Origin of the sequence: Oceanimonas aquatica (assembly GCF_030732065.1) — a bacterium.
In the GTDB taxonomy this organism is placed as follows: domain Bacteria; phylum Pseudomonadota; class Gammaproteobacteria; order Enterobacterales; family Aeromonadaceae; genus Oceanimonas.
In genome coordinates this window covers 68,430-87,553 of sequence record NZ_JAVBHX010000006.1, presented here as the reverse complement: position 1 = coordinate 87,553, position 19,124 = coordinate 68,430, and the positions used below count along the sequence as shown (strand labels likewise).

Genomic DNA, 19,124 nt, shown 5'->3' with positions numbered 1-19,124 from the left:
CGCTATGTTCTGGATTCCCACCTTCATGGGAATGACATCCATCCCTTGTCACTCCCGCGAAGGCGGGAGTCCAGGGCATATTCCACCGAACTGCCCTCACCTGAGTAACCACATAGAAATGCCAAGGTCTGCCAGCCACCTGAACGTGCCTCAACCCACTTCCTTCACGCACCTACCACCAGCGTGATGGCAATGGTCGCCATCATCACCCCCACCACAAACTCCAGCACCTTCCAGGCCTGAGGTCGCTGAAACACCGGTGCCAGCAGCCGGGCGCCGTATCCCAGGCCGAAGAAAAACAGGAACGAGGCACACACGGCCCCCAGGGCAAACACCGCCTGGGCCGGCTGATACTGGGTGGAGATGGAGCCGAGCAGCACCACCGTATCCAGATACACATGCGGGTTAAGCCAGGTAAAGGCCAGACAGATGGCCACGGTTTTCAGCACCGGTTGCTGCGAGTCCCCCGCCGCCGTCATGGCATGGGTGGTGCTGAAGGCCGATTTGAAACTCAAGCCGGCATACACCGCCAGAAAGGCCGCGCCGCCGTAACGGGCCAGGGTTTCGATGGCGGGAAACTGCTGCACAATGGCACCAAACCCCGCCACCCCAAGAGAAATAAGCAGCGCATCGGACACGGCACACACCGCGCATACCACAAACACATGGTGGCGTTTAATGCCCTGTTTGAGCACAAAGGCATTCTGGGAGCCGATGGCCAGGATCAGGGAAAAGCTGAGGGCAAAGCCGGAAAGAAAGGTGGACATGGAACGGGTAATTATCTCTTTGTTATCAAAGTACTAAGGTGACCGGCAATCATACCGGGATCCGGCGCCGGGATCCTTCATCTATTACCCGACCCGGCCAACACCGGGCTCCACATGGCTTATTTAAGTTTCTGAAATACCCGCGGATCGATGGCCGCCGCCCCCAGTATACCGCCGGTCAGGGCGCCGGCAATGCCCGGCGTCATCACATCCTGACCGGACAGAAACAAACCGGGCACCGGGGTGCGGGCGTTAAGGGCGCTCGACAACATGCGCCGCGGCGTGGTTTCAACGCCATAAAAGCCGCCCTGCTCATGGCCGGTAAAGGCAACGGTGGCCAGCGGCGTGCCCAGCTCATGGTAGGCAATCAGCGGCGCCAGATCCGGAAACTGCTGCCTGAAGGCATCCAGCATGATCGACTCAATACCCTGTTTGAACGAGGCCCACTCTTCGGGCCGCTGCTCGGCTCCGCCATTTGCAAACCCGGCTACCAACGACCAGTCGGCCCAGACCAGCATATCGCCGCAGTGCTTGTTCGCCGGCCCGGGATCATGGGCGGGATCCTTGAGCGACGAAAACGACACAAACATCATGGCAATGGGCTCGACGTCCGTCCCACTCCAGATGGCGTTATTGGTGTTCCAGCTTTGATAAAACCAGTGGTTTGAGCGCGTGGCCCCGTGCTGGCTGATGTCCCCCTCAAAGCCAAGATACAGATCAAAGTGGCAGAGCGACGGCCTGAATGTCGCTATCTCCCGTGCCCAGTCCTGCTCGCGAACTGCCTTTGGCAGCAGGTGCTTCACGGTTTCAGCGGCGCCGATGGCCGACACGATACAGGGCGCCCTGAATTCCTCACCGGAGTGGGTGCGCACACCCACGGCCTTGCCGTCTTCAAGCATTATCTCGTCCACCGCGGTGCCGGCTTGGGCACGGCCTCCCGCCGCTTTAATAGCCGGCACCAGGCCCTCGGCAATGGCCGCGGCCCCGCCAACCGGATAGGCTGCGCCGTCGAGGTAGTGGCCCATGATGGTGGCATGAATGGCAAAACTCGCCTCCGTGGGTTTGCCACCATAGGTGCCCCACTGGGCCGACAACACGGCGGCCAGCTGAGGGTTGCTGATGTACTCGTCAATCACTTCACCCGTGGTGCGGCTGCACCAGCGCTGAATTTTGTTTTGGTTCCACCAGTGATGGGCGGAACGAAATGGCTCGGGCATGGCCCGCTCGGCCGCCACCATGTGCGCAGCCTCTTCCGCCGACAGCAGCGCCTCAAAGTAGGCCTCTATTTCGGCGGCATTATCGGGAAAGCATTCTTTCAGCTCCATCTTGTAGGCGGCCGCCGGGCGGCCCACGGCGATCTCAAAGCCATCGGGAAAATGCAGGGTGTCGTAGACGGTGCCGACCGAGTGAAACTCAATGGTGCCACCACTGAGCCAGTCGAGGATTTTGCCGGCACGCTGATCGTGGCCAAAGGTGCCGCAATAGTGCAGGCCCACATCCCAGGTGAAACCATTTCGGCTGAAAGCGTGGGTCAGCCCGCCAATGTCCTGAGCCTGCTCAAGCAGCAACACTCGGTGATCCAGGCGGGAAAGCGCCGCGGCTGTGGTCATGCCGCCCATGCCGGAGCCGATCACAATGGCATCAAACTGGTTTGATGCGGTATTGGTGGCCATGTGACGCCCTCCCTTTCCATGCAAATGTCTGTCGATTATAGCTCTGACGGATCCGGCTTCAGGTTAATCGTTTCCAGCGGTAGGCAGGCTTTCATCTTTGAATCCAGATCAGCCGGTATGGTGCCCTGTTACGCTTGTCAGGGCACCATCCGTGAACGCACGATTTAGTTTAGGATGAGTGACCATGCCCAATAGACCGCGATGCTCACTTGCACGACAAAGGTGGCAAACCTGGCATTTACCGCGGCCACGCTCAACGAGGCGACATGGAGACTTGACTGCGCCACTCGCGCGAGCAAGAACCATGGTGCCAAGGCGTCCGTGATCCCGGTTTGGCCGGTCACGATTGCCAGGATTAGCAGCCCACCGAAAATAGGAAGGCCTTCAATGCAGTTCGCGTGTGCTCTGGCCAGCCGCTGCATGAAGGGGGGTAAGTTTGAATTGTCCGGCTTGAACTCATTGGAACGAATGCGACCTTTGATAAGGAAATAACAGCGACTTGCCTCCATGAGCACGACAAGAAGAAGCGCCCAAGCGATGAAGAGTCCAAGTACCTGAGCCGAAGTGCTCATCGGTCAACCTCCTTTTGCCTTAACGCCGCGCTCAGCCGCAGACAAAAATAGCGCTGGTTTTGCCGGTCTTTTGGCAAAACGAGTGACAGTTTGGCTGGCGGTTGCAGCGCCTTGTTATACCATTTTCTCATCTAATTGATTGAAACTCTTTATCGATTCTTCTATCGACTTCTTAGTTCTAAAATCATCCATACACGAATAAGCTAGCCATTTTTCTAAGCTTTTATGATCTCGATTAAAGTGTATTAGCGCCATTACTTTACCAAATAGGCGATTCTTTTTGTTGCTTGTATAAATATTAATACGTATCAGAATACGCTCATATAGAATATAGACAGACAAGACGTAGACGAATGGTAGAAGGAATATAGAAAGCAATATTGGAGTTAGAAAATCCAATATTGTTTTTATTTGTAAGAACTTATCTAGATGGGTTGACATATAGTAGCAACCATAAAGAATAAAAATGATCCCAAAAATTGAAAGCAGCCAAGATATTATCTTTTCAACAGGCTCAAACTCCTCCTTACTTTGAGAAACCGCAAGAAGAGCGCCTAAAAATGCAGATATAGGAACGATAAATATTTCAGCTATTAGGCTAAAGCTTTGGAAAGCGACCACAAACTCTAAAATCACTAATATCTTAAAGTGGCTCTTTAGTGAGTTTTTAAAATAATGTTCTTTCCCTTGTGCAGAAGTAGCCTTGAAAATTTCTGCTACTCCCACGAAAATAAACCAGAAAATAGTATTCTTTAGTTGAACAAAATTCCACAGATCAATAATTTGTAAAAGCTTAACAACTCCCCAAGTATAAATTCCCATGAATAAAAAAGTGGATACTATTTTGGGATGAAAGAATGCAATAACTACATTCTTAGCTGCATCTCTAACACCTGCTTTAGAGATTCCAAAAATGAAAAGTAACCCAGCCCAAATCGAAACTGCAACTTCCCTATTATTGAATATTTGATCCATTCTCTAATTTCTCACTTTGTATAACGCCAAGTTCAGCGCCCCCTGGAATGGATCTTGGTTTTTCGCAATAAAATGAGCGTAGCGAATTGCGCAAAAGCAAGCGGTGTGCAAGGGGTCCGCTGCAACGCCTAGTTATGAATTCTACGCTACCGACAATACTTTTGCTCCTCTCTTTTCAGCCCAGTCATAATTTTCTTCTTTTAGCCAAGGCACTATAACCAATGCCTCGTAAGATGGGCGCTCTAACTTTTTTCTCATATTCGTTGATGGCCACAGAGCAACGACAACACCATTGGATCCATATTCGCTGTAAGTTCTATCGGATACCATTTTTACAGTCGCTCCTCCAAGTTTGTAAAGCTGGCCTTTCGAAAGCTTTTTGGCTGCTTCCAAGCCAATAACGTCTGTAAGCACCGTACCTTTGGCTTGCTGCAGAGTAGGTAAAAATATGGTTATTTCTTTCGTTCCTTTCGTCGCTAAATCCGCCGCCAACTTCAGCGCGAGAGCGATCGCCCGCACATCTGGTCCTTCGCAATCAAAATAGTGTACGGAACTCATTTACTCTCCTTATAATTTATAACGCCTCAAACACCGGATTGGTGAAGTAGGCTACTTTTTTTGAAAAAAGGTAACAGCTTTACCAAGTCCGCGTGCTTTGACTTGTTAAGCACTTATACACTTCCAACTCTGGGCTTTGGTAACTGATTATGGCTAATATGAAAGCCACCATTTGTACTTGCATAAACATTAGAAAACCTAATACACCAGCCACTGTTACTTTTGTAGAAATGAAACCTACCAACACAGCCGTAATGCCCAACCTCTAGTAACCTTTTTAGATTCTCTTCTATTGAATGCTCAAGCTGAGGTGGCGTATATACAGCAACAAACCTTAGTTTTTCCCAGTTACCATGTACATTAAACACTGCTTGAGCATAAGTAATACTTTGCCACACAAGCCTAGTGGTTTTTGAGGTTTGTTTAATAACGCCTTGAACCCACTTACATTCAATACCGAACCATTCACTTGTAAATCCTTGTTCTATAAGATGCTGCTTTGCTCTCAAGACCAAATCAATTCTCACGTTTTGATTGTAAAGTTGATGATATCCTTCAACTTCCTGAAGTATCTCAAAGTCATTAGATATCCTATTTATTAAGTCCTGTGTGAGCCGTTGCTCGTTCATTAGTGCTCATTACTCCTAGATGCTTAACGCCCGGCTCACGCGCCGGTTTGGAGCCGCGAAGCGGCGGAAAATCGGTCGCTGTGCAGGCGATTGTTATGCCAAAAGTTCCGCGAAATCAACGGCAAACTCCTGTTCCAAAAACTTGACAGTTTCGGGCTGACCGTCCAGCGAGGCTCGGATGAGCTGCGAGGTAAACAACCCACTCTTTGATTTCCATTTTGCCTCGTTTCGCGGGACAGCCCTAATCCAGTCTACAAGTGCAACATACTCCGACTTATCGAGATCGTTCGAGTTTTCCCCAATATTTGGGCATACCAGTTCTTTCTGCAAAAGTGGGATACCACCTACCAGAACGTCACGCACGGGCCGCGCGCTTTGAGTAATTTGGCCAACCCCAACAAAACCGTGGCGCTTAAGATATGCTGCGACAAAATCCCCCGTCTGCAAACCTAGCATTGCATCCCGGAATCTTGGTGCCTGACCTGCGGAGATAAACCCGTGGGCAACATAGTCATCCCAGTTGCGATGCACTCCCTCCCCTACGTTGTAGTAATACAGCCCATTTTGAAAATCGAACCCCGAAAGATATTTATGCAGGGAGTCATGCGGACGAAAATTGTCTGCATAGTGGCCCGAGGAGATATTCGTTAACTGCTTACCCAGCTTCCAGAGTAGCGTTTTCTCAACCAGCAGCGCATCGTGTTCAGATAGATTGCGAGCAATAACCCTGATGATTGGCTCCAACCCTTCTTTCTTGATGGCCTTGATGCGTCGGGATTTTTCGCTATCTGAGTTGTCATTCAGGTGAGCATGTTTCCGGGAGCCTTTACCTTTTCCATAGTAAAACTCCTCGAAATTCCTGGGATCAATATACACGTAGACGTAATAGTTACTCATAGCACCTTCGGGCATAACATTTGTATATTGACCCGGCTAAATAACCAGCAGCCGAGTTCTTCAAGAAACCAACACTAAACCTATGATTTAAAAATATAAAATAGACTTATGCACGCTGCTTGCATGCATAAAATCGAGACGTCTCAATAACTCCGCATTGCAGTCCTGAATGTTTTCGAGAACTGGCTGCAACTCACTGATTTTTAAGGTCTCTAATTTTCACGCTGGCTGCCAATCGAGACGTTCATGAGCGAAAGTGAGACCGGAACATGCCACATGAGCAGTTATAACTGGCTAAACATACATAAAACGGCTCACCTTGAAGGCCAACAGCCACGCTACCGCCCGAACGTTACAGGCCGTCATTCCCTGCAACTACAGAGCTGAAAGAGTCCATTTTGGCCGTAGTGGTGAGTCGTTTCAATTGTAAAAAGGGTTAATTGCGGTGCGTTCTGCCAGTTTGGGGCTCATCTCACGCAACAGCGGTGCCTGGGGAATGGGCTCCCGTGCCCGTCTTCGTGGTGAATGAGGTTCCTAAGCGGGAGTTACGTTCCAGCAGCACTGTCTGTTGATTTGGGTGCGATGTTCGTGGATTCCCGTCCCCGCCTTCGCGGTGAATGGGGTTCCTTCGCGGGAATGACGTTCCTAAGTGGGAATGACGAAAGAAACCGCGAGTTTGGGTGTGTTGTTCGTGGATTCCCGCCTCCGCGGGAATGACCAATAAATACATATCAGCGGCTAATTTAAAGGTGACTGCCCCCTTCCAGATTGGTGGCGTTCAGCAGGATCACTTCTATTTCTTCGGTGATCTCTTCCTGGCGCAGGGCGTTAAAGCGCTGGTTCAGCCGTTCGGCTTCTTCGTCCAGGTGAGTTACCGCCCCTTCCATGTGGGTTACGCGCTGGTGGTTTTCGGCATAGAGCGAGCCATAGAGCATGCCGTGCAGCAGGGCAAACAGGTAGTGCTCCGAGAGGTTGGCCAGCAGGGCGGCGGCAGGCAGGTTAATCACCGGCGGCAATACGTTACTGCCGGCCGGCGTCATGTCGGTAAAGGGCGGTAGCAGCTGTGTTTGCACCAGCTCACCGTCGGCGTTGTGATACAGGGCATGCAGGGCCAGCACGCCCTCTTGCTCAAGGCCGGTCAGCTCGGTGACCAGCCGCGCCAGCGAGGCGGGAATTTCATCGGCGGTGCTGGCACCGTCGAGGCAAAGGCAGTCGTACCGCTCCTGCTCCAGCAGCATATTCAGTTTGTGCCCCATGGCCATCAGCCGGGGCGGCTCGCCGTTATGCTCGGCCAGCAGCAATTTAAGCCGCGTCAGCAGGGCGTGGTTAAAGTCACCGCAAAAGCCGCGCTCGCTGCCCACCAGCAGCATCACCGAAGTGGTAGGCTCCACCTTGGGCAGCACGCCGGGGTAGCCGGCCAGCACCCTGGCGGTGGCCCCGGCCATGCTGGTGATCACCGCCTGCTGGGCCTCAATCAGCCGGGCCAGCTTGCGGGTTTCCATGTAGGCCAGGGTTTTCATGGAGCTCATGATCTCACGAATCTCCCCCAGGCTGTGGCGATGATGCTCCAGCTCCCGGCGCCGGCTCATGAGTCAGGCTCTCTCAATGCCGCCTTCACCGCCGCCTGCCACTGTTCGCGGGGGCTGTCGAGAGTGAGGCCACTGCTTGCCACCCCCTGCAACAAGGTGGCCAGCCGACTCTGAGCCTGCTCCGGCTCGGTGTGGTCAAAGGCGCCATCGTTAAAGGCCACCAGCCAGGCCATCTGGGCCTCCACCGGCAGCGGCGAGAGCCGATCCTGCTTGAGAATTTCCCTGAGCACCCGCCCACGGTGAATGGCCGCCTCCATCGAGGCCTCCAGCCGCGCGCCAAAACGGGTAAACACTTCCAGCTCCATAAACTGCAGGTAGTCCAGCTTCATGCGTCCGGCTTCCTGCTTGATGCAGGCATGCTGGGCCTGACCGCCAATACGAGACACCGAACGACCAATGTCGATGGCCGGGCGAAAGCCGCCGGCAAACAGGGTGTGGTCCAGGTACACTTGGCCGTCGGTAATGGAGATCAGATTGGTGGGAATGTAGGCGGCAATTTCGCCAAGGTGGGTTTCAATGATCGGTAGCGCCGTAATGCTTCCCCCGCCATAGGCGGCGTTCAGGCAGGTGGCCCGCTCCAGCAGCCGGGCATGTACCGAGAAAATATCGCCCGGAAAGGCTTCCCGCCCCGGCGGCCGGCGCAGCAGCAACGACAGCTCCCGGTAGGTTTTGGCGTGGCTGGAGAGATCGTCATACACCACCAGCACATCCCGCCCCTGCTGCATCCAGAATTCGGCCAGGGCGCAGCCGGCAAAGGGCGCCAGGTGTTGCAGCCCGGGCAAGGCGCTGGCCTCGGCCACCACCACCACCGTGTAGTCGAGGGCGCCCTGTGAGCGCAAAATCTCGATGGTGTTCACCACGGTGGAACGCTTCTGGCCGATCAGCACATACACGCAATACACCTTCTGCCCCCGCTGATTGATCACCGTATCCAGCGCCAATGAGCTGCGCCCCAGGCCTTCGTCGCCAATCAGCAGCTGGCGCTGGCCCCGGCCAATGGGGATCATGGTGTCGATGATCCTGATGCCGGTATACAGTGGCTCATGCACAAACTCCCGGGCGATAATGGGCGGCGATGGCGGCTCCAGCGGCTGCCGCCGGGCATTGCCCGGCGGGGGCCTGTCGTCCAGCGGTACCCCCAATGGGTCCACAATGCGCCCCAGCAACTCGTCGCCTGCTACCATGCTGAGGGTCCGGCCACTGCCACGCACCCCAACGCCGGCGGTCAGCTCCGGCGTGTTACTCAGCAGCACGGCGCCTATCATGCTGTCGGTAATGTCGAACACCATGCCCCTGCTGCCGTCGGCAAACAGCAGCAGTTCATCAATGGCCGCCGAGGGCAGCCCGGTAATCCAGGCAATGCCGTCTCCCACCGACACCACCCGGCCCAGCTCGTTAACACGCAGTCCGGGCTGGTAGTGGCGCAGCCAGCGGGCCTGGCGCGCCAATAATGAATGCGCGGGCCTGTCATTCATGGCGGGCCAGCTCCGCAAAGCCGCGCAGTTCATCCTGCACATTGGCACCCAGTTGCCAGTCGCCCACGGTAATGCGCACGCCCGCCAGCAGCGAGGAATCCAGCTCATGGTGCAGGGCGGTGCCGTCAGGCAGCAGGGTTTCGTGCAGTGCCCGCTCCAGTGCTGCCCGCTGCTCGTCTTCCAGAATAAAGGCACTGTGGATCACGGCGCCGTCTGGGGTGTCGCCGTACTGATGGCGAATGGCAGCCACTGTGTTGGCGGGCAGGCTGCCGAGTTCGTCAATCAGCAACTGCACCAGCCTTTTTTGAGTGTCGGGGCCGGCGCCCTGGCGCAGCAGCCTGGCGGCAAAGGCGGCGCCCTGCTGCAGGGCGGTCACTTCCATGCTGCGCTCGGCCTCGGCCAGATGCCGGGCATCGGCAACCTCGGCCCGCTGGCGGGCGGTGGACAGCTCCGCATCCAGCTTTTGCAGGCCCTCGCGGCGTTTGGTTTCCATCTCGCTGTTCAGGGTTTCCCGGGCGGCCTGGCGCTCCTGCTCCCAGGCTTCCAGCCGACCCTCATACTGGCGGCGCATGTCGGCGGCCTCGGTTTTCATGGTTTCAGCCTCGCTCAGGCTGCGGTCTATGGCGGCGCGGCGACGGGCAATCACATCAAGCACAGGCCGGTAGAGAAAGTGCTTGAGGATCCACACCAGCACCAGAAAGTTGATGATCTCGAGAACAAAGGTGCTCCAGCTGACTTCCATGCACGCGCCTCCTGCTCGTTGTCGCCCTGCTACTGCGGCAGTACATATTCCAGCAGCGGGTTGCGGAACATGATAATCAGCACCACTACCAGCACATAAATGGCCAGAGATTCGATCATCGCCAGGCCAATAAACAGGGTGCGCATAATGGCCTTTTCGGCCTCGGGCTGGCGTGCCAGGGCGTCGAGGGCGCGGCTGATGGCCATGCCCATGGCAATGGCGGGCATCATCACCCCCAGCGCAATGCCAATGGCGGCCACCAGTGTGGAGGCCAGGCTAAAGGTACTCAGATCCGGCATGGTCTACTCCTCGCTGTGTAAGGAAGGTTTGGACTGAATGCTGCCGGCCACGTAGATCAGCGCCAGCATGCCAAAAATATAGGCCTGCACCAGCGCCTCAATCACGTGCAGCATCAGTATCGGCACCGGCGCCAGAAAGCCGGCCACCATCAGGATCAGCAGCGCCGCCATTTCCAGGCTCATCATGTTGCCAAACAGGCGCACCGCCAGGGCCAGGGTGCGGGTAATTTCACTGATGATATGAAACGGCAGCAAAATCGGGCTGGGGGCCAGGTAATGGCGCAGATAGCCCAGGCCGCCAAGGCGAATGGCCACCCAGTGGGTGAACACGAACACCAGCAGCGCCAGGGCGGCGGTGGCCGACAGATCCCGGGTGGGCGAATGCACGCCGGGGATCAGGCTGCACAGGTTGGCCACCACCAGAAAGATCCACAGGGTGCCGACAAAGGGCAGTAAATAACGGTAATGCCAGGGCTCCACCTCGGTAATGGCTGCTTCCATGGCCGACACCACACCTTCCAGCGCGGTTTGCAGCGGCCCGGGTTCCAGCCGCAATCGGCGCGTGACCAGCCAGGCAGCCAGGGCCAGCACCGCCATAATCACCCAGGTGGTGATCACGGTGCCGGTAATGGCTATTGGCCCCAGAGTAAATACCGTTTCAATGGCAAGTTCGTTCGCTGCCATAAACTCACCTTGTGATAAACAGATAAATGTTCACCGCGCCAATCACCACGCCCAGCAGGATCAGGCTCACGGTCCAGCGCACCGAATAGCCCTCGGCCAGGCCATCGAGCCAGTTCCCCAGAAAAGCCCCGGCCACTACCGGCAGGGCCATCAGCAGCCCAAGGGTACCCATGTAAATGGTCTGGCCCAGCAGGGTGGGCTTGTCGCGTTCGGCCTGTTTCATGCGCCTGGCCTGGCGTTCCACCCGTTTGCGCAGCTCCTTGTGACCGTTCACAGCATCGGCCCCCCGCCGCGCCGGCCCAGCTCCCACATGCGCCGCAGGCATTCATCCTCCAGCCGGCGCAGGCTTTCCTTCATGCCGTGCAGGGCTTCTTCCTCGGCCAGCAGGCATTGTTGCAGGGTCGTGCTGATGCGCTGATAGTCGTCGTCCAGCCAGTAACGCCGGGTGCTGAGGGTCAGCACATTGTGCTCAAAATGCAGTACCGCTCCCGGCAGCGCCAGGTAGTGCCAGTGCTGCTCGCCGGTGCGAAAGCGCGCCAGCCCCACAGTGAGCACGGTCACCAGTGGCGCGTGGCGGGCCAGCAGCGAAAAACTGCCGGAGTCGTCTTCGCCCACGAATGCGGTGACGTCCTCCACGGTCTCGGCATGGGTGGCGTCCTGCAATGTCAGGATAAAGGGCGTCATGCACTTTTCTCCGGCGCGGCCTGCATGGTGCCGCGCATATAGCAACTGGCTTCGGGCTGATCGTCAAAACGGCCCAGCAAAAAGCCCTCGCAGTCGTTAATGGTGTCGGTCACCGGCACGGTAACGCCCTCCATGCCGGTGTGGGTGGCCGCCGCCCAGAACGGCTGAGTCAGGTAGTGCTGTAACCGGCGCGCCCGGGTGACCACCAGCCGGTCCCGGTTCGAGAGCTCTTCCACTCCCAGCATGGTGATGATGTCTTCCAGCTCCCGGTAGCGGGCCAGGTGCTCGCGCACCCCTTCTGCAATATCGTAATGACGCTGCCCGAGCGTATGGCGGTCCATCAGCCGGCTGCCCGACTGCAGCGGATCCACGGCGGGATAAATGCCCTTGCCCGCCTGCTCCCGGGACAAAATCACAGTGGTGTCGAGGTGGCTGAGAATGGCGGTGACCGCCGGATCCGTCATGTCGTCGGCGGGCACATACACCGCCTGTACCGAGGTAATGGCACCATGAGCCGTAGACAGAATGCGGTCTTCCAGCTCCGCCACCTCGCTGATAAGGGTAGGCTGGTAGCCCACGGTGGCAGGCATGCGCCCGAGCAGGCTGGATACTTCACTGCCGGCCTGCACGAAGCGAAACACATTATCCATCACGAACAGTACTTCCTTGCGCAGGCTGTCGCGCAAATACTCGGCGTAGGTGAGCGCCGCCAGCCCCACCCGAAAGCGCACCCCCGACGATTCATCCATCTGGCCAAACATCATCAGGGTCTGGGGCAACACCCCGGCCTCGCGAATTTCGTGCCACAGCTCGTGCCCCTCGCGAATGCGCTCGCCCACCCCGGCAAACACCGATACCCCCTGATGCAGGGTAGCCACGGCATGCATGAACTCCATGATCAGCACGGTTTTGCCCACCCCGGCACCGCCAAACAGGCCGGTTTTGCCCCCCTTGACGAAGGGGCACAGCAAATCGATGACCTTGATGCCGGTGGGCAGCACCTCGCCCACCCCCACCGAGTCGGTGAGCGATGGCAGCCGCTGGTGAATATTGCGGTAGTCGCCGGCAGGCAGTGGCTCTCCCCCGTCCAGCGGCTCACCAAAGGTATTGAGCAGCCGGCCGAGGCACGATGGCGCCACCGGCACATGCAGGGGCGCGCCGGTGTCAAAGATGGCCATGCCCCGGTGCAGTCCGCTGCTGCGATGCAGGGTCACCGCACGCAAATGACGCTCATCCAGATGCTGGTGCACCTCAAACAGATAAGTGTCCTTGCCAATACAGGCATAGAGTGCCTGTCGCAGGGGCGGCAGCCGCTCGCAGGCCACCACTACCACGGGGCCGTGGACTTCGGTAATAAACCCAAGAGGATCAGGCTGAGTAATTCGCGGCATCGTCATGGCGTTTGCCCTGCCTGAACGATGGCGGTGGTATTCATGAGGAGACCCTGTTACTCGGTGAAAAAGTTACCTTCAAGTCTGGACAGGGGGAGCAAAACATTCAATTTGGGCGAACAGGCCCGTCTTGCAGGCATAAAAAAACCGCTGCCGAAGCAGCGGTTTTTATTCGGGCTCAGCCGTTAAACAAGCTTACTTGTTTTCAGCAGCCTTGCGCTCTTTCACCTGAGCTACCACTTTCTCGGACACGTTGGCCGGGCAGGGAGCGTAGTGAGAGAATTCCATGGAGAACTGGCCACGGCCAGAAGTCATGGTACGCAGAGAACCGATGTAGCCGAACATTTCGGACAGGGGTACGTCTGCCTTGATGCGCACGCCGGTCACGCCAGCGTTCTGATCCTTGATCATGCCACGACGACGGTTCAGGTCACCGATAACGTCACCCACGTGATCTTCCGGAGTGAACACGTCAACCTTCATCATCGGCTCCAGCAGCTGCGGGTTGGCCTTCGGCAGAGACTGACGGAAGGCGCCCTTGGCGGCGATTTCGAACGCGATGGCAGAGGAGTCAACTGCGTGGTAGGCACCGTCAACCAGTTCGAACTCGATGTCCAGCACCGGGAAGCCGGCGATGGTACCGGTGTTCATCATGCTGGCAACACCCTTTTCGATGGCCGGCCAGAATTCCTTCGGTACGTTACCACCCACTACGGAGGACTTGAACACCAGACCGGTGTTGGCTTCGCCCGGACGGATGATGTAGTCGATCTTACCGTACTGACCGGAACCACCAGACTGCTTCTTGTGGGTGTAGCTGTCTTCAATCTGAGAGGTGATGGTTTCGCGGTAGGCTACCTGCGGCTCACCTACAATCAGGTCAACGCCGTAGGTACGCTTAAGAATGTCTACCTTGATGTCCAGGTGCAGTTCACCCATGCCTTTCAGGATGGTTTCACCGGAATCTTCGTCGGTTTCAACGCGGAAAGACGGATCTTCGGCAACCATTTTACCGATGGCTACGCCCATCTTCTCGGAACCGCCCTTATCCTTCGGCGCAACGGCGATGGAGATTACCGGATCCGGGAATACCATGGCTTCCAGGGTGCAGGGGTGCTTGACGTCACACAGGGTGTGACCGGTCTGCACGTTCTTCATGCCGATGATGGCGATGATGTCACCAGCCTGGGCAGAGTCCAGCTCGGTACGCTCGTCGGCCTGCATTTCTACCATGCGGCCTACACGCTCGGTCTTGCCGGTGGCGCTGTTGAGGATGGTGTCACCCTTCTTGATGCGGCCGGAGTAGATACGTACGAAGGTCAGGGCGCCGAAACGGTCGTCCATGATCTTGAACGCCAGCGCTTTCAGCGGCGCGTCGGCGTCTACGATGGCGTGCTCGCCAGTCTCGTTGCCTTCTTCGTCGGTCAGCGGCTGCGGATCAACTTCGGTCGGGCTCGGCAGGTAGTCGTTCACGGCGTCCAGCACCAGCTGCATGCCCTTGTTCTTGAACGCAGAACCACAGTAGGCCGGGAACAGGGCCATGGTGCGGGTACCCTTGCGGATACAACGCTTGATGTCTTCAATGGAGGGCTCTTCACCTTCCATGTAGGCTTCCATCAGGTCGTCGTCTTGCTCAACGGCGCTTTCTACCAGCATTTCGCGGTATTCTTCAACCTGATCAACCATGTCGGCCGGTACGTCTTCAATGGTGTACTTCTCGGCATCGCCGGAGTCGTCCCAGATGTAGGCCTTGCGGGTCAGCAGGTCTACTACACCGGTGAACTCGTCTTCACGGCCGATGGGCAGAACCATAACAACCGGGTTGGCGGCCAGTACGTCGCGGGTCTGCTGTACTACGCGCAGGAAGTCGGCGCCCAGACGGTCCAGCTTGTTCACGAAGATGATACGGGCAACGCCGGATTCGTTGGCATAGCGCCAGTTGGTTTCGGACTGGGGCTCAACGCCGCCGGAACCACAGAATACGCCGATACCGCCGTCCAGTACTTTCAGTGAACGGTATACTTCAACGGTGAAGTCAACGTGTCCGGGAGTGTCGATAACGTTGAAACGGTGACCTTTCCAGAAGCAGCTTACGGCTGCAGACTGGATGGTAATACCACGCTCGGCTTCCTGCTCCATGAAGTCGGTGGTGGACTCACCGTCGTGGGTCTCGCCCGCCTTGTGGATTTTACCGGTCAGCTTGAGGATACGTTCGGTAGTGGTGGTCTTGCCCGCGTCAACGTGAGCAAAAATACCGATGTTTCTGTAATGTGATAAATCAGACATGATGCAACTTTATATGGTTGATTAAAGAAGTAGACGGAGCATGCGAAGAGTACCAGCACACCGCACCTCAGATTTCGAGGCGCACATTATGCAGTAGAACCCTGCCGTGCGCAAATGGCCCGAGCGGGTTTGCGTGTAATTTTTGTGCAGACCCCGCTCAAGACGCCAGCCCCGCACTTTCTGCTGCTCTGCCTTGCCAAATCCGCGCGTTTATCAACGCAGGCGGCCAGACTGCTAAGCTCAGATACCGCCGTTGGCCACCTTGTAGTATACCCAGCCAAACAGACCGGCAAAGATTACCACGGTGAGCAACACCTTGAGCCAGATATATTTCACATTTGTCTCCTGTGGGGCGGTGGATTGTGACACCGCCACCAAGATTACGCCAGCCCGAGCAGGGCGGCCAGCACAAAAATACCCGCCACCACCAGCACCGACATCACCGCCGCATAGCCCAGGTTCCAGCGCATGATGCAAAACGAGTCCAGCCCGTAGCGGCCCTGAAACGCCAGGTTAATGCCCGACAGCGGCCCGGTGGAGGTGCCTACCGCCCAGGACGACAGAAACACCAATGCCAGCAGGGTATGGTTGGGCTCAAGCGGTGCCAGCACCGCGCCCGCCAGCGCAATGCAGATAATGGGGTGAATGCCCAGCAATGACAGCGCCACCGTCGCCAGATAGGTAGCGCTGGCTTCGAGGGCGCCAAACTGCGCCAGCGGCAGGCTGCCGCCCAGGCTTGAAAACAGGCTTTCCAGGCCATAGCCCAGCACCCCGGCGGCCAGGAACAGCGCCAGCTCGTTGCCCATTTGGGGCAGCCGGCCTTTGGTCAGCCCGCCCACCGCCGCCAGTGGTGATTGCCGCTTAAGGGTGAGAATAAGCAGGGTCAGGGCCGGCGCCAGCAGGGTGATCACCGCCAGAATGGACAACCCGGGCTTTAATTCGTGCAATGCCAGCACCGCCGTGGCCAGCAGCCCCGGCAACAGCAGGCCACCGGCGTGCAACGGATAACCGGTAAAGTCCCGAGCCGGAGCCTGCTCTTCATTTCCCTGCTGGCGACACAGTTGCCAGCCGGTCAGCAGCAGGGCGCACAGGGCCAGGGGCATGCTCACCAGCCAGAGAATGGTCAGCCGGGCCTCGGGCGCCAGACTCAGGGCCACCGCCATGGCGGCAAAAAACGGCGACCAGAAGGCGGCGGCAGTAAAGCCGCGGATCAGCACCAGCGCCTGCTCCCGAGTGACGCTGCCGCGCCGGGCCAGGCGATCACCGATAATAAACACCGACGACAGGTTGATCACCGAGCCAAACAGGTGCACCGCCGCCAGGGTAGACGCCAGCGCCCGCTTACCCTTGGGGGCCCGCTCGTCATCCTCGGTCTGTGGCCGGCTCACCAGGCTTAAAAAGCTCACCGCCACCAGCATCGACAGCAGGCCGCTGTTGCCGGCCACCAGCCGCTGCGGATCGATTTCAGCCCCCTGCCCCGCGCTCCAGGCCAGACAGCCGCCCCCCACCAGCAGCAGCCCGAGCGCCTGGGTGCGGTTGCGTCTGGCCAGCCCCTGCCACAACAGCACCGCCGCACACCAATACGCCAGCCCCGCCCAGTGCGGTGCCAGTGGCAAGCCCAGCAGGCCGGCGGCAATCATCACCATGGCCGCCAGAATCAGGCCCCCGGCCAGTTGCCGGCGCAAAGAAAGTGGAAACAGCGAATACAGGGTGGCGAGCAAGGTGAGCTCCGGACGTAGCGATAAACAAGAGGGAGATCATAACCGGTGGAGCAGGGTAAACAAGGCCGTCATTTGCATATCTGATTGACGCCATTCCCACACCTTCCTCGTCATTTCCGCGAAGGCGGAAATCCAGAAACCCGGCGCCGCCCTGTAACACCGTGCCGGACCATACATGGACCCCCGCCTTCGCGGTGAGTGATGAATTATGAAGGCCTTCGCGGAGGTGACCTATTATGAAAGCCCCCTACCCCTTGTAGATCTTGGGGTTGAACACATCCCGCAGCCAGTCGCCGAGCAGGTTGATCACCAGCACCAGCACCACCAGATAGATACCGGGAAAGGCGGTGATCCACCAGGAGCCGGAGAAGATATAGCTGAAGCCCATGCTGATCAGCGACCCCAGCGAGGGCTTGTCTACAGGCATGCCCAGGCCCAGGAACGACAGCGCCGCTTCACTCATGATGGCGTTGGCCACCTGCACCGTGGAGATCACCAGAATCGGCGACAGGCAATTGGGCAGAATGTGGCGGAACATGATGCGCATGGATTTGAACCCCATGACCTGCGCCGCCTCCACGTACTCCTTTTTCTTTTCCGCCAGCACGGTGGCGCGAATGGTGCGGGCATATTGCGGCCATTCGGCAAGCCCGATGATCACCACCAGCATCAGCACCGCATACTGGGCGTAGAAGTCGGCCCCAAGCGTGGCCTGGAACACCGCCGATACTATGATCGCCACCATCATGGTGGAGAAGGACAGCTGTACGTCGGCAATGCGCATCAGAAAGTTGTCGATGCGACCGCCAAAGTAGCCGGCACTCAGGCCCACCACAATACCAATGGCCAGCTGCAGCGCCACTGCCCCCAGGCCGATGATCAGCGACACCCGGGAGCCATAAAGAATGGTGCTGAGAATATCCCGGCCCTGCACGTCTGTGCCCAGAGTGAAACGTTCGTCGCCCATGTCCAGCCAGCTCGGTGGCAGCTCGGAGTCGAGAATGTCGATGGTGGCCAGATCGTAGGGGTTGTGGGGCGCTATAACCGGCGACAGAAAGGCCGCCGCCACCAGTGCCACAAACACCGCAAAACTGACCATGGCGACCTTGTCGCGCAGAAAATGATAGAGAAAGTCCGACTGGCGAAAGCGGGCCCAGCGGCTTTGAGAAAGTTCGGTACTCATCGGCTTATCCCTTTGCTGCCAGATTGACGGTGGGGTTCACCAGGCCGTAGATCAGATCGACGATGGTATTGGTGACCACGAAGATAAAGCCCACAAAAATCACGTAAGTGGTGATCAGCGGCGTATCCACCCGGGTAATGGCCTCGAGGAATAACAGGCCGATGCCCGGCCACTGAAACACGGTTTCGGTCAGAATGGTGTAGGCCACCATGGTGCCAATTTGCACCCCGCCCACGGTGATCAGCGGCAGCAGGGTGTTCTTCAGCGCATGAATAAACCAGATGCGGTATTTGTCCAGGCCCTTGGCCCAGGCGAATTTTACGTATTCGGAGCTGAGCTGCTCCAGCATTTCCGAGCGCACCAGACGAATAAACAGCGGCAGCATAATGGATGACAGCGCAATGCTCGGCAAAATCAGGTTGCGAAAGCCCTGCCAGTTAAACAGCCCCGACTCCCAGCCCAACGGGCTGGTGAGCTCGCCCCGGCCATAGGCGGGCAGCCAGCCGAGCTCGATGGAAAACACATACATCAGCAAAATGGCGGTCAGGAACACCGGCACCGAAATGCCCACAATACTGACCCCCATGATGACTTTGGACAGCACGGCCCGGGGCTTGATGGCCGAATACACCCCCAGCGGTATGCTCAGGGCAATAATGAGAATGCTGGCACAGAACACCAGCTCCAGAGTGGCCGGCAGCTTTTCAAAAATCACCTCGATAGTGGGCTGCTTGAAGAAATAGGAAGTACCAAAGTCCCCCTGCAGCGCATTGCCCACAAAGCGGCCGTATTTCACCATAAAGGGGTCGTTCAGGCCCATTTCATCGCGCATCTGCTGGCGCACTTCTTCCGATACCGACTGTCCCACCAACTCACGCAGGGGATCACCCAGGTTATCCTGAATCGAGAAGGCCACCAGGCTGATGACAAACATCACCACCAGCGCCTGGAACACCCGTTTAAGCAAAAAAGTAAACATGTTTGAATTCCAATTGCGGG

19 protein-coding genes are annotated in these 19,124 nt (G+C 57.2%); all 19 read right to left on the bottom strand.

Going from position 1 to position 19,124, the window contains the following annotated elements; all coding sequences use genetic code 11:
• Positions 1-164: 164 nt before the first annotated feature.
• Positions 165-767 carry a LysE/ArgO family amino acid transporter gene (locus tag Q9290_RS09995; protein ID WP_306079510.1) on the bottom strand — a complete coding sequence of 201 codons (603 nt, stop codon included), beginning with the start codon at positions 765-767 and terminating at the stop codon, positions 165-167.
• 119 nt (positions 768-886) lie between these two features.
• Entirely contained in the window at positions 887-2,440 is a 1,554-nt protein-coding gene (locus tag Q9290_RS09990) for a phytoene desaturase family protein (protein WP_306079509.1), read from the bottom strand.
• Positions 2,441-2,604: 164 nt separating this feature from the next.
• Positions 2,605-3,012, bottom strand: a complete 408-nt coding sequence (locus Q9290_RS09985) for an MAPEG family protein (protein ID WP_306079508.1) — start codon at positions 3,010-3,012, stop codon at positions 2,605-2,607.
• Between the two features lie 114 nt (positions 3,013-3,126).
• Positions 3,127-3,987 carry a hypothetical protein gene (locus Q9290_RS09980; protein ID WP_306079507.1) on the bottom strand — a complete coding sequence of 287 codons (861 nt, stop codon included), beginning with the start codon at positions 3,985-3,987 and terminating at the stop codon, positions 3,127-3,129.
• 141 nt (positions 3,988-4,128) lie between these two features.
• Positions 4,129-4,545 (bottom strand): hypothetical protein, encoded by a 417-nt coding sequence (locus Q9290_RS09975; RefSeq protein WP_306079506.1) that lies wholly within the window; start codon positions 4,543-4,545, stop codon positions 4,129-4,131.
• 113 nt (positions 4,546-4,658) lie between these two features.
• The gene (locus tag Q9290_RS09970; protein ID WP_306079505.1) at positions 4,659-5,174 is read right to left on the bottom strand and encodes a hypothetical protein; all 516 of its coding nucleotides are present in this window, start codon (positions 5,172-5,174) and stop codon (positions 4,659-4,661) included.
• 93 nt (positions 5,175-5,267) lie between these two features.
• The gene (locus tag Q9290_RS09965) at positions 5,268-6,071 is read right to left on the bottom strand and encodes a GIY-YIG nuclease family protein (protein ID WP_306079504.1); all 804 of its coding nucleotides are present in this window, start codon (positions 6,069-6,071) and stop codon (positions 5,268-5,270) included.
• 743 nt (positions 6,072-6,814) lie between these two features.
• The gene (locus tag Q9290_RS09960) at positions 6,815-7,660 is read right to left on the bottom strand and encodes a F0F1 ATP synthase subunit gamma (RefSeq protein ID WP_306079503.1); all 846 of its coding nucleotides are present in this window, start codon (positions 7,658-7,660) and stop codon (positions 6,815-6,817) included.
• Positions 7,657-9,135, bottom strand: a complete 1,479-nt coding sequence (locus Q9290_RS09955; protein WP_306079502.1) for a F0F1 ATP synthase subunit alpha — start codon at positions 9,133-9,135, stop codon at positions 7,657-7,659. The genes Q9290_RS09960 and Q9290_RS09955 overlap by 4 nt, the downstream gene beginning before the upstream one ends.
• Positions 9,128-9,877, bottom strand: coding sequence for a F0F1 ATP synthase subunit delta (locus tag Q9290_RS09950; RefSeq protein ID WP_306079501.1), 750 nt, complete (start codon positions 9,875-9,877; stop codon positions 9,128-9,130). Before Q9290_RS09950 ends, Q9290_RS09955 begins: the two co-directional genes overlap by 8 nt.
• Positions 9,878-9,906: 29 nt before the next feature.
• On the bottom strand, positions 9,907-10,176 hold the full coding sequence (locus Q9290_RS09945; RefSeq protein ID WP_306079500.1) for an ATP synthase subunit c family protein: 270 nt from the start codon (positions 10,174-10,176) through the stop codon (positions 9,907-9,909).
• A gap of 3 nt (positions 10,177-10,179) precedes the next feature.
• The gene (locus tag Q9290_RS09940; RefSeq protein ID WP_306079499.1) at positions 10,180-10,860 is read right to left on the bottom strand and encodes a F0F1 ATP synthase subunit A; all 681 of its coding nucleotides are present in this window, start codon (positions 10,858-10,860) and stop codon (positions 10,180-10,182) included.
• A 4-nt stretch (positions 10,861-10,864) separates the two neighbouring features.
• The gene (locus tag Q9290_RS09935) at positions 10,865-11,134 is read right to left on the bottom strand and encodes an AtpZ/AtpI family protein (RefSeq protein ID WP_306079498.1); all 270 of its coding nucleotides are present in this window, start codon (positions 11,132-11,134) and stop codon (positions 10,865-10,867) included.
• Positions 11,131-11,544 carry a F0F1 ATP synthase subunit epsilon gene (locus Q9290_RS09930; RefSeq protein WP_306079497.1) on the bottom strand — a complete coding sequence of 138 codons (414 nt, stop codon included), beginning with the start codon at positions 11,542-11,544 and terminating at the stop codon, positions 11,131-11,133. Before Q9290_RS09930 ends, Q9290_RS09935 begins: the two co-directional genes overlap by 4 nt.
• Positions 11,541-12,941 (bottom strand): F0F1 ATP synthase subunit beta, encoded by a 1,401-nt coding sequence (atpD, locus tag Q9290_RS09925; protein WP_306079496.1) that lies wholly within the window; start codon positions 12,939-12,941, stop codon positions 11,541-11,543. Before atpD ends, Q9290_RS09930 begins: the two co-directional genes overlap by 4 nt.
• A gap of 189 nt (positions 12,942-13,130) precedes the next feature.
• The gene (fusA, locus tag Q9290_RS09920) at positions 13,131-15,221 is read right to left on the bottom strand and encodes an elongation factor G (RefSeq protein ID WP_306079495.1); all 2,091 of its coding nucleotides are present in this window, start codon (positions 15,219-15,221) and stop codon (positions 13,131-13,133) included.
• Positions 15,222-15,601: 380 nt separating this feature from the next.
• Positions 15,602-16,942: a hypothetical protein gene (locus tag Q9290_RS09915; protein ID WP_306079494.1), complete on the bottom strand. Its 1,341-nt coding sequence runs from the start codon at positions 16,940-16,942 to the stop codon at positions 15,602-15,604.
• 247 nt (positions 16,943-17,189) lie between these two features.
• Positions 17,190-18,125: an ABC transporter permease gene (locus tag Q9290_RS09910; protein WP_306079493.1), complete on the bottom strand. Its 936-nt coding sequence runs from the start codon at positions 18,123-18,125 to the stop codon at positions 17,190-17,192.
• 4 nt (positions 18,126-18,129) lie between these two features.
• On the bottom strand, positions 18,130-19,104 hold the full coding sequence (locus tag Q9290_RS09905; RefSeq protein ID WP_306079492.1) for an ABC transporter permease: 975 nt from the start codon (positions 19,102-19,104) through the stop codon (positions 18,130-18,132).
• Positions 19,105-19,124 lie beyond the last annotated feature (20 nt).